This window comes from [Clostridium] citroniae WAL-17108 (assembly GCF_000233455.1).
Classification (GTDB): domain Bacteria; phylum Bacillota; class Clostridia; order Lachnospirales; family Lachnospiraceae; genus Enterocloster; species Enterocloster citroniae.
Window position 1 is genome coordinate 666,012 of sequence record NZ_JH376420.1, and the last position, 11,601, is coordinate 677,612.

The window sequence follows — 11,601 nt, forward strand, 5'->3', positions numbered from 1 at the left end:
TCTAAGCCTTGACCGCGCCATTGGTCAGGCCGCTTACAATATACTTTTGCATGAATATAAATATCAGCACCACCGGCGAGATGGCAATGATCCCAAACGCCATGGTGGAATTCCACAGTGTCTGGTACTGCTGGACATAATTATAGATGCTGGAGGTAATGGGCCTCATATTGGGATTGGTGATAAATGTAATGCCGTAAATCAGATCACCCCATGCATATACAAAGGAGAACACTGCTGCCACCACAATACCGGGCTTGGCAATGGGGAGCATGATCTTTGTAAATGCCGACACATGGCCGCACCCATCAATCTTAGCCGCCTCATCCAGTTCCTTGGGAATGGATACAAAATAAGTCCTCAAAATAATGATACTGAAGGGGATCCCCAGTGTGGCGTCCGCCAGGATGGGGGCCCAGTACGTATTTAACAGCCGCATTTTGGAGAACATGATGTACAGGGATGTGAGAACCAGGGTGGAAGGCAGCATCTGGGTAATGAGGAAAAACAGGACCAGGCCTTTTCTGGCCCCAAACCGGAAGCGCGCCAGGCCGTATGCGGCCGGAATGGCCAGGACCGTGGCAATGGCAGTCGCGCCGCAGGATATAATCAGGCTGTTCTTAAATCCTCTCAGCGTGTCCCCGGAAGCGGACAGCTGCTTGGCAAAGGCCTCAAAGGTGAGATTCTCGGGCCACAGAGGGGTTGGGATGGAGAAGATCTCCACCTGGGTCTTCAGGGCCGTAACGATCATCCAGTACAGCGGGAAAATAAATACCAGGAATACAATGCCTCCCACAAGAAAAGAAATAAGTTTACTCCTGCTCTCTTTTTTCATCACATCACCTCATCATCACTGATCGTCTTAATATAGAAACATCCCACTGCCAGCAGGATCACAAACAGGACATTGGCGGCCGCAGCGCCCTGGCTGAACTGAAACTCCTCAAAGGACAAACGGTAGGCATAGGTGGAAACCAGCTCCGTGGAATTCACAGGTCCGCCCTTTGTCATCACCCACACCAGGTCAAAGACCTTAAAGGTGTACACAAATCCCAGGGTGAGCACGGACATGATGGCCGGCTTTATCATGGGAATGGTGATCAGGAACAACGTCTGGAGCTTGCCTGCCCCGTCCAGGCCGGCACTCTCGTATATATCGCCGGGAATGGTGGTCAGGCCGGTGATGAGAAGCATCATATTAAAGGGAATACCGATCCATATATTGGCTGCCACAGCCGCGGCCATGGCAAGCCCGGGTTTTAAGAGCCAGTCCAGCGGCTGCTTCACAAGTCCCAGCCCCATGAGGAACTGATTGATGATACCGCCGCTGCTTGCAAACATGAACTTAAACAAAAGTCCGGCAACCGTCACAGGCAGCAGCCAGGATATCATGGTGACTCCCCGGAAAAAGGAACATCCGGGGAATTTCTTGTTAAACAGAAGGGCCAGGCCGAATCCGATCATAAACTGGAAAAAGATTGAACAGACCGTAAAGATCAGGGTATTTAAAATCGCCTTGGAAAGGATGGAATTCTTTCCTGTAAACAATTCGCTGTAGTTCCGAAACCCTACGAAATTCTGTTTGGTTGCATCTGAGAATGTATACACATCCACATTTTTAAAACTCAGTATGATATTCTGTATCATCGGATAGCCGATGAATATAAGCATATATAACACTGCCGGAGCCGCAAACAAAAAGCCCATTTTAGCAGCGGTATCCATTCTCCTATTTCCTTTCATCTTACCTCTTTCCTCCTGTGATGGGGACCTGTCCCCTTTGCTCCTGAGACCGGGGGCAGATCCCTTTTACCTCTGCGGCCGGGACAGGTCCCTTTTGTCCTCCGCCGAATTTGTGCTTTTATTTCACTGCGTCCACTGCTTCCTGCGTATCCTCAGCCACCTGTTCCGGTGTCTTTGACAGGGTCAGGACTTCCTGGAACCCTTTCTGGATCGCAGAGGAATAGGATGGCCATGAGGCGGAAGGTCCTCTTGGGATAGAGGTTTCCAGCTGGGTGATAAACTCCGCCTGGATGGGGTCATCGGTCCAGTAAGCGTCCTTGGCAGCTTCTGTCTTTGGAGGGAAGGAGCCGTACTGCTTCATGGCGTCCACCATCACCTGGGTCTGGTCATAATATTTTAAAAATGCAACAGCGCCTGCCGTATCATCCTTGGCAACCACGCCCATGTTCTCGCCGCCCAGAATGGAGGTGGCCTGACCGCTGGCATCATCCATCTTGGGAAGGACGGTCACGCCGTAATTCAGATCCGGCGCATCCTTGGCGATTCCCGGGATCTGCCAGGGCCCGTTCTGCTGCATGGCCAGATTGCCTGCAATAAAGTTATTGTTTACGTCAGACTGTGTCCAGTTTACACATTCCTTTGTCCATGAACCGTCTGTGATCATCTCCTGCATCAGGTCATAGGCCTTGATTCCTCCCTTGATGTCTGTGTAGCTGCCTCCTGCGGTATAGAGCCACTGCAGGCACTGGAACGTGCCCTCGTCCGTATTGGTGGCTGCATTTCCAAAACCCGTAACTCCGTCTTTGGTCAGGGCCTTTGCCATCTCATGGAACTGCTCCCATGTGGTATTCTCATCAGGATACTCCACCCCTGCTGCATCGAACATATCTTTATTGTAGAACAGGGCCGTACAGTTGGTGGCAAACGGAATGCCGTAATGCCTGCCATCCGCCATGGTGGATTCCATGGGGCCTTGTATGTATTCATCCCACTTAATATCCGCGTCCGATATGTCACCGAATAATCCCAGTGAAATAAAGCTTGCCATGGAACAGCCGTCCAGGATGACCAGATCCGGCAGTTCTCCCGATGCGATCCCCAGGGTGAGCTGCTTCTCATAATCGGAGAAGGGCACATAAACGTGGCTTGCAACATATTCATTCTGGGAAGAATTAAATCCGTCCAGCAGGCTGGTCATCATCTCCTTCTGGGCGTCTGTCTCAAAATAATCCCAGATAACGACCTCCTTTTTACTGCCCGTATCCGCGGCGGCCGCCTGTGTGCTTCCCCCTGACGTATTCCCCGAACCGCATCCCGATACCATTGCCGCAGTCATTGCTGCACATAATAAGGTACTGACAAATCTCTTCTTCATTAAAAAACCTCCCTCTTGTTTAATGCTTTCATTATAAAAGGGGAGGGAGGGTTTTGTTAGGGGAAAATATTAAAGAGGGTGGATATATTTTAAATCCCTGGAAAAACAGGTTTAAAATTATCCACCCTCTTTAATTTTCTCTACCCTGGACCTTGGATCCGATCCGCTCTGCCGCCTCCTGCGGCGTCATTCCCCCTGTTATGACCTCATACAGGCTTTCGGAAAGCACGCCTGTGATCTTGGGCCAATAGGAGTAGGCGCTCCTTGTAATGCAGTGGTCCATCTGTTCCACAAACACCTGGTAAACCGGATTCTTTTCCTGGAATTTTTCCGCCAGATGCCTGACAGGAGGCAGGGAATACATTTGCTTATTGAGACTGAGCATGACTTCGTCTTTATAATAATAGGACATAAGCGCCATGACCCCATCCATGTTCTTTCCCTTAACGACCCCAAAATTCTCCCCGCCGGTTACCACAATACTCTGTTGGTCTACCGGAAGCTTGACCACTCCGTAATCAACGCCTGCCTCCTCCACCAAAGGAAGGGCCCAGGGACCGTTCTCCATCATGGCGCATTTACCTGCCGCAAACTGTCTGGCCACATCCACCTGGGACCAGTTGATACAGTCCTTGGGCATGATCCCCTCCTCCACCATATCCCGCAGCAGCGCAAGGGCCTTTACGGTCCCATCCCCTCCCAGATCATCCATCTCCTCCCCGGTTGACAAGATCCAGGGTACCAGCTGGAAAGAGGACTGCTCCTCCACAATTGCCGACATGATAAAACCGTACCTCTCCCCTGTGGTCATTGCCCTGGCAGCCTTCAGAAATTCTTCCCAGTTCTCAGGCGGCTCCATACCGGCTTCCCGGAACATTTCCCTGTTATACACAAGACCCACGTTATTGCAGCAAAAAGGCATGCCATAGTATCTGCCGTCATACTGCACCGAGGAGAGGACTTCCGGGTAAAACTGGGACAGATCATACCGCCCCTCCACGGCCTGCGTGATGTCCTCAAAAATGCCCAGGTCCACGTATTTGCGCATATCCGGGTTATCGATCAACACCACATCCGGCAGCTTTCCCTCCGCCACTCCAATGGATAAAAGCTTTTTAAATTCCGAGGAAGGCCCCTGGTATTCCCATCTGGCCATGTATTCATCCTGGCTGTTGTTAAAGCCTTCCACCAGACGGTCCAGTCCTTCTTTCTGCTGTTTTGTCTCATAATAGGACCAGAGCACCACTTCCCGCGGCCCTGTTTCCTGCCCCGGCAGTTCAGGCGCCCTAATCTGCACACCGCAGCCTCCCAGACAGATCAGGGAGAACAGGATACAGAACAGGGTATAACACCCGGCCGGCCGTCTTTTTGTCCGGCTCTCTGTTTTCCATTTCATGCCATCCCTCCTTTGCAGAGTATCTTTCACGCCTAGTCCATCTGCCTGTAATCCCCGGGGGATATGCCGAGTTCATCTTTGAACACCCTTGCAAAGTATTTGGGATCCGTGTAGCCTACTGTCTCCGCGATTTCATATACCTTCATGTCCGTACCTTTCAAAAGCCGCTTTGCATGGCTGATCCTGAATTTCCTTAAAAATGTGGAAAAATTCTCCCCCATCTCCCGGTTAAACAGCGTACTCAGGTATTCCGGAGTGATTCCCAGCTTACCGGCCACCTCCTCCAGGGAAATTCCCTCCTGGTAATGCTCCCTGATATAGTTGATAGCGCGTTTGATGGTGTAATTGCTGATGTCCTCTTTTACCCTATGGGGGCTGCACACAAGGGAAAGTCCATCCCCATAGCTTTGTTCCAGTTCCCGCAGGGTAACTGCCTCCGTACACCGGGTCAGCAGGTCTGCGTTCTGCAGCTGCCCGTAGGTGTCCCCGTCTATCTCGCGGACGGTATCTAAAAGCAAGTAAGTGGCTTTCAGATATGCCTGCCGTATTTCCTGCTCCCGGTAAGGTCCGTCTTTCATAAACTCCATGAACATTTCCCCCGTTTTCCGGGCATTTTCCAGATCTCCCCTGCACAGGGCATTCTTCATATCGGCGCCAAGGTCGGCAGGAAAACGGAACTCCTTCCAGTCAACCGCGTCCATGCGTTCCCTGGTGACCAGATCTCCCTCCGTAACAGGCAGGGCCTCCCTGATCAGAAGTTCCGCATCCCGCGCTCCCTTTTGGACAGACTCCCACCCTTTCATGGAAACCATGGCCCAGACCGCCCGGCCGTCCCTTTGCTTATAAGGCCGCACGATCTTCCGCTCCACTGCCTGGCAGAGCAGGCAGGATACGTCCTCATCCTCCGGCAGGGCGGCCAGACCCAGGAACTGACGCCTTCCCCTGTCCCACGATACATGGAGCCGGACGGAAGGCAGCAGTGCCCTGATCTGGTCAAACTTTCCGCCGATCTCCTCCTCATAACCGATGGGTGCATCCCCTGTATATCCTAAATACAGCTGGAAATGAACAAAAGCGCCAAAACCGCAGATCGTTCTCACCCGTCTGTCTTCCTCCTCCGACAGCGGACCGCCATAAATCAACTCCTTGATGCACTGTCCCGGAGTGCCGGCATTTTTCTGTTCTTCCGCCTCCATCTTTCTCTGGGTGCGCTCCAGCAGATCCACAATATCCTCTGCTGCCAGAGGCTTTAGCAGATAGTCGTCCACACCAAAATGAATGGCTTTCTTTGCATAATCGAATTCAGAATATCCGCTGAGTATCACAGCCCGGATGGGAAGACTCATGCCGTGAAGGGCTTCGATCATCTGAAGCCCATCCATCACCGGCATACGGATATCTGTTATGACCAGATCCGGCTTGAATCTAAGCGCAAGAGACAGGCCCTCCTGTCCGTTGGACGCCTCCCCGATCACCGTGTGCCCGGTATGTGATTTGATCAGTCTTGCCAGACCTTCCCTTATCATCACTTCATCTTCTACGATCAGTATCCTCATGATATCCTCCTTAAGACGGCCTGTTCACAGGCAGGGTCAGGGTGACCACCGTACCCATTCCCTCAATGCTGTTCACATTCCACACAGCTTCCTTTCCATAGTACATGTCCATTCTGGCAAATGCATTGTGCAGGCCAATGCTTCCTCCCTCATCCTTTACCGCCTGTTCACGCACATTAAAGCTTTCCGCCATCTCCCGGGACATTCCCTTTCCATTGTCCTCTATTATGATATTCAGCCGTTCTCCGGTCTCGGACAGGAACAGGTCCACCCTGAGCACCCCTCCCTTTTCCGTTCCCTTAAAGCCGTGGATAATGGCATTCTCCACAAAGGGTTGGAGGAGCAGCTTATAGATCATCACCTTCCTGGCTTCTTCTGTTACATTCAGCGAAAACCGGAAGGACTGGTTAAAACGCATCTGCTGAAGACTTACATATTTTTCCAGCCAATCGGCCACCTCCGATACACTGGCCATCTGATTGCTCTGGTTCACGCTGTAACGCAGGATAACGCCAAGGTTGCGCAGCATCCTGCTGATCTCATACTCTTCTTTCTCAATGGCCATCCAGTTGATGGAATCCAGGGTATTATATAAAAAATGGGGATTGATCTGTGCTTCCAGTGCACGGATCTCCGCATTTTTCTGCTGATCCTTTGCCTGTGACACCTCAGCCACCAGGTTTCTGACCTTGCCTGTCATATCATTGAAGTTGCTGGCGATCTGTCCCAGCTCGTCCCTGCTCTCCAGAGCAACGGACACATTCAGGTTCCCCTCCTTGACCTGGTCGATCCCATCTGTGATCAGGGCCACAGAGCTGCCGATCCTGCGCACAATATAGCAGATCAGCACACTGGAAAACAGGATGGCTGTCAGACTGATGACAATGAACATGATCTGGTTGTTCCTTATGTCCCGCATCATATAATCCTTATTGTATACATTGTAATACACCCATCCCCTGTGCTCATTCACATATGTATTCACAGCCGTGTTCTGGCCTTTCAACAGTCCCGTCACACTGACAAATTCCTGTACGGACAGCTTTGGGTTCATATTGATCCCCGTGTAGAAGGGATTGGGGTAGGATATGACAAAGCCGGTCCGGTCCGTGATAAAGTTTATATTGTACTCGGCCTCGTCTTCTGCAATGGCAACCGCGCAGATGTCCCGCAGCACGCTCTCGTCCACACTCATGACAATGGTGGCAATAACGCCTTTATCCAGATTATTATAATCATACATACATTTTGAGATATGGAAATAGTACTCATCCCCGTCATAGCCCTTATACCTGGTTGTGGGCGTGACCAGCATTCCAGGCTGGCCCTGCACATCACGGTAAGGCGCTATCTCCCTCAGGTCACCGTAATCATCCCACAAATTCTCAATGGAGGAACCGGTGCCGGCATCATATGTAACCGACTGGCCGTTGGAACAGATAACACTGATGCAGCGCACGCCTTTTACCGACTTCTCAGCCTGCTGCAGCCGGTTATATATGGTGTGGAAAGCAACCTCCCGTTCACCGGCTTCCCGTTCCATAAGGATATTTACATTTTCTATGATCTTATCATCCACATAGATCTGATATACCAGGTTGGTGTAAATGTCCATGGTCAGGTCCACCCGTTCCGAGAGCTGGGTCAGATTGTCCACCATCAGGGTATCGATCTTGCGTTTCAGGGAATTGGAATTCATCCTGTATCCAATGAACTGGATGGCCAGAATGGGGACTATGGATGCCATGACAAAGGCAAGCATGATCTTTTTCCCTATTTTCATGTTATTGAAATGGTCCAATAAGAAAAGGTGAGGTTTCATGATCCTGCTCCTTCCTTTGTTTGTCGGGATCACAGCGCAAGTATCGTTCCCACCCCTTTTTCAAGAGCTCGTTTCATCACCACATTGCCAACGGAAATATCACAGATCCCTTCCCCGCCGGTGACCAGCAGGATCTTTTCATCATTGTCCCTGCGCCCCTGCGCCCTTCCGGTGAGGAGATCACCGATCATAACCGGCCGCAGGGACCGCGTCCCGTCCCATGGCCGTGGTCTTGACTGGATCTTGTCATAGACCTCATGATCATCCATAAAATACCGGTCAAATGACATAAACGCGTCATACTCAAAATGGTTGGCGCCGCTGATGGAGATCGCAGTCACCCCGGGCTTCAGCCATTCCTTCTGCACCACGGTAAATGTATCGGCCCGTCCAAAGGGTGTTGAGGACAGTAAGACATCCCCTCTGGACACAACATACTCCGCATCGGTGGATATGGTGATGGAGATCCCGTGCCGCTCCTCCATTTCCTTTTTAAATCGCTCCAGGCTGTCCTCATGGGGACCCCAGGCATAGATCCGGTCAATACCCTTACACTGGCTGACCGCCGCGTCCAGATGGGTCCTGCCCTGGACTCCGCAGCCCAGCACTGAAATATTCTTATTCCCCTCCCGCACCAGATGGCGCAGGGCGATTCCGCTGACCCCGGCTGTGCGCATGCCAGTGATCCAGGTACAGTCCATCACAGCCATGGGGCAGAAGGTGTCAGGATCATTTAGAATAATCAATCCGGTAATGGTTGGAAGAGAAAAAAGCTTCGGATTTGCGGGCCTTGCCCCAAGCCATTTTGTCCCCATCTCCCTCCTGTCCACGATACGGGCAGAATATGCCTTTAAAAATCCTTCCGTATCCGGGTTTCCTATTCTGGGCTTTAAGGGGATCTCTGTCTCCCCATTACTTTTAGACCTGTATACCGCCTCAAGCACATCAATGCACTCGCTGATTGATAAATCCAAGGATTCCACATCCGAAAATGATAGATACAGCAATTCTTTTCCTATTTTCATCTTTGCCTCCGTTCAAGACTCCCACCCCTTCAGGCAGTGCCTGTATCAGATAATTATACGCCATTCCCCCATAAATACGCAACCCTTGTCTTTCCATATAACGGCACCAAGGTTACGAGTTCATTGGAATCCCATGCCCTCCTTCTTGATTCCACCTGAAAAAAAGTTTATAATAGCCAATGGAGTACCCTGTATTCCAAGATTACTCCTGGACAGTTACAAATAACCATACAAAGGGAGACTGCTATGGCAAAGATCGTACCAATGCAAAGCCTGTACTGTTCCATGCAGGATGAAAATAAAATATGCAGCTTTGATATCGAGGTATTGACCGAACCCACCACGCCTCTGATCCATCCCATGTCACGATTCTGGCTGATCAACAGCGGAGAAGGCACGCTTATGCTGAACAACCGCCCCTACCATTTAAAGCCCGGAACCGTGGTTTCCGTGCTGCCGTGGCAGATCAGCGATATCGTGGAGGTGGCCGCACCCATTCAATTTTTTGTTATGGCGTATTATTTCGATAATATCAATGAGATCATCAAGACTTTCTACAATCCCAGCAGCGATCCGCTGTCCATTATGCAATCCCTTTCCAGACAGCCTGTCCTATATTTGGAGGGAGATGCCCTGGAGTCCATGCAGAAACTGTTTCTGCAGATAAAGGAAGAGATTGGTATGGAATCCACCATGGATTCCGGCCGGGATTCCCATGCGTCATCCAGCCGGGATCTGGGCAATCTTTACATAACAAACAAACTGATTGAGATCATCATCTGCTTTTTACGGGCAAAAAGGGAGACTGGTGCCCCCGCTTCCCCCCAGACCATTGAGCCCAGCGAGATATTCCAGTATCTTTACAGCCATTTGAACGAGAAGATAACCCTGGCCATGCTGTCCAAGATCTTTTATATGAGTGAATCCTCCATCAGCGCTTATATTACAAAGACCACCGGACTATCATTTTTTGACCTTTTGGGTGAAATGCGGATCGGCAAAACCATCAATTATCTTCTGTACACTGATTTCACCCTGGAGGAGCTGTCTGAGATCCTCGGTTTTGTGGACAGCGCCCATATCAGCAAGGTATTCTCCGCAAGGGTGGGCATGAAGGCAAATGACTTCCGCAGCACTTACCAGAACATTGGCAATATGTGCCGCATCAAGGACAGGAAGGACTTTTATTCCGTTGTTTCATACATCTACCGCCATTACAGCGAGGACCTTCATCCCAAAACCGTGGCGGAACAGTTTAACATGTCCCCCAGGGAATTAAACCGTATCCTGCTGTACCAGGTGGAGATGAACTTTACGGACTATCTTAATTTTATCCGGGTCAACAGAGCCTCCGAACTCCTGCTTAAAACCACAAAAAGCATATTGGAGATAGCCCTGGAAACCGGATACAACAATGAAAAAACCCTGAACCGCAACTTCCTGAAGTTCCGCTCCATGACGCCCGGCTGGTTCCGTCAGACGATCGAGTTGCAGGAGAATTGAGATTCAAGGGTGGGGGCATCCGTCCGTTCAGGGAATGGGGATGGGACGGGGCCGGCTTTTTTTACATCAGTTTCAGTCCTTTGGCTACAATGGTGATGAAATCCTGGACATTGGTCACCACTGTGGTTGCGCAGAGGCTGCCTCTATCTAACAGCTTGTTGACCACAAACTCATCTGCGTCCACGGTGTAGAGGTATACAGGGCGGATGGTTCCGTCCGGCATGACGCGGAAAGAAGGGGTCATGTTGCCGGTGGCAATGGTGTGGAGCATGGTTGCCAGGCAGATCACACAGGTGGATCTGCGCACCAGGTTCCTCATGGCGCTCTGTCCTTCGTAAGCGCTGGCGATCACCTCCGGCATGGGGCCGTCATCGCGGATGGAGCCGGTGAGCACCATAGGTACATTATTTTTGACACAGCTGTAGATAATGCCGTTATCAATGTTGTAGTCTTTTATAAACTGTGGAATGGAACCGCTCCTGCGCACCTTGTTGATTACATCCAGGTGGTTATAGTGGCCGTTCGGCTGGGATACCTGGGTGTAGATGTCCTGACCCAGGGCCGTGTGCAGCAGGGCGCCCTCCAGGTCATGGGTGGCCAGGGCATTTCCGGCCATCAGGCCGTGGGCGTATCCGTTGTCGATCAGCGCCTGCATGGCCGCCCTCGCATCCGCGTCAAAGGAAAAGGCAGGTCCCATGACCCAGACAATGTTGCCGAATTCCTTTTCATGTTTTAACAGTTCAAACAGGTTGTCATAGTCGCGGGCGTAGGAAGTCTCACGGCTTCTTCCCTGGCGGAATACAAACTGGTCCTCCAGCTGCTCCCCTTCCTGCTCAAATCCATGGCAGTGCATATAGATCCCCTCTTCACACTTTTCCGTGCGTCCCAGAATCACCTTATCGCCTTTTTTGATGTTCCGGTTCTCCACCACTTCCAGGTGTCCGTCATCACAAAGTACCACGCTGGAATCCATGCGGCTTTCCTCTGCCAGGATCCACTTACCGTTGATCTTAAAATATTCCGGATACATGGAGGTACTGTGGTAATGATCCGGTGCAACCCCGTCCATATCCGCCTCCTGGTATTTGGCATCGGGGGCATTTACAAACAGTTCCTTTGTAAAGTCGGGATGATGGTATTCAGGTATTTTAAATGACATATATTCTCCTTCTTTCTCTCTT

At 50.9% G+C, this 11,601-nt stretch carries 9 protein-coding genes; 1 reads left to right on the top strand and 8 read right to left on the bottom strand.

The genetic code is table 11. The features are described from left to right. Position 1: 1 nt before the first annotated feature. The 7 genes from HMPREF9469_RS02905 to HMPREF9469_RS02935 form a co-directional block, all read right to left on the bottom strand. Positions 2-835, bottom strand: coding sequence for a carbohydrate ABC transporter permease (locus tag HMPREF9469_RS02905; protein WP_007858999.1), 834 nt, complete (start codon positions 833-835; stop codon positions 2-4). Next, on the bottom strand, positions 835-1,743 hold the full coding sequence (locus tag HMPREF9469_RS02910; protein WP_007859000.1) for a carbohydrate ABC transporter permease: 909 nt from the start codon (positions 1,741-1,743) through the stop codon (positions 835-837). Before HMPREF9469_RS02910 ends, HMPREF9469_RS02905 begins: the two co-directional genes overlap by 1 nt. 118 nt (positions 1,744-1,861) lie before the next feature. Further along, positions 1,862-3,118: a sugar ABC transporter substrate-binding protein gene (locus HMPREF9469_RS02915; RefSeq protein ID WP_007859002.1), complete on the bottom strand. Its 1,257-nt coding sequence runs from the start codon at positions 3,116-3,118 to the stop codon at positions 1,862-1,864. A gap of 130 nt (positions 3,119-3,248) precedes the next feature. Continuing rightward, positions 3,249-4,514, bottom strand: a complete 1,266-nt coding sequence (locus HMPREF9469_RS02920) for an extracellular solute-binding protein (protein ID WP_007859005.1) — start codon at positions 4,512-4,514, stop codon at positions 3,249-3,251. Positions 4,515-4,546: 32 nt separating this feature from the next. After that, entirely contained in the window at positions 4,547-6,070 is a 1,524-nt protein-coding gene (locus HMPREF9469_RS02925) for a response regulator transcription factor (RefSeq protein WP_007859007.1), read from the bottom strand. 10 nt (positions 6,071-6,080) lie between these two features. Then, positions 6,081-7,892 carry a cache domain-containing sensor histidine kinase gene (locus tag HMPREF9469_RS02930; RefSeq protein ID WP_007859009.1) on the bottom strand — a complete coding sequence of 604 codons (1,812 nt, stop codon included), beginning with the start codon at positions 7,890-7,892 and terminating at the stop codon, positions 6,081-6,083. Between the two features lie 29 nt (positions 7,893-7,921). Further along, positions 7,922-8,917, bottom strand: coding sequence for an ornithine cyclodeaminase family protein (locus HMPREF9469_RS02935; protein ID WP_007859011.1), 996 nt, complete (start codon positions 8,915-8,917; stop codon positions 7,922-7,924). A gap of 246 nt (positions 8,918-9,163) precedes the next feature. Here HMPREF9469_RS02935 and HMPREF9469_RS02940 point away from each other — a divergent pair, with 246 nt between their 5' ends. After that, positions 9,164-10,420 (top strand): AraC family transcriptional regulator, encoded by a 1,257-nt coding sequence (locus tag HMPREF9469_RS02940; protein ID WP_007859013.1) that lies wholly within the window; start codon positions 9,164-9,166, stop codon positions 10,418-10,420. A gap of 61 nt (positions 10,421-10,481) precedes the next feature. Here the strand turns inward: HMPREF9469_RS02940 and HMPREF9469_RS02945 are convergent, their stop codons facing one another. Then, the gene (locus tag HMPREF9469_RS02945) at positions 10,482-11,579 is read right to left on the bottom strand and encodes a putative NPN-dependent ornithine cyclodeaminase (protein ID WP_007859016.1); all 1,098 of its coding nucleotides are present in this window, start codon (positions 11,577-11,579) and stop codon (positions 10,482-10,484) included. Positions 11,580-11,601: the final 22 nt, after the last annotated feature.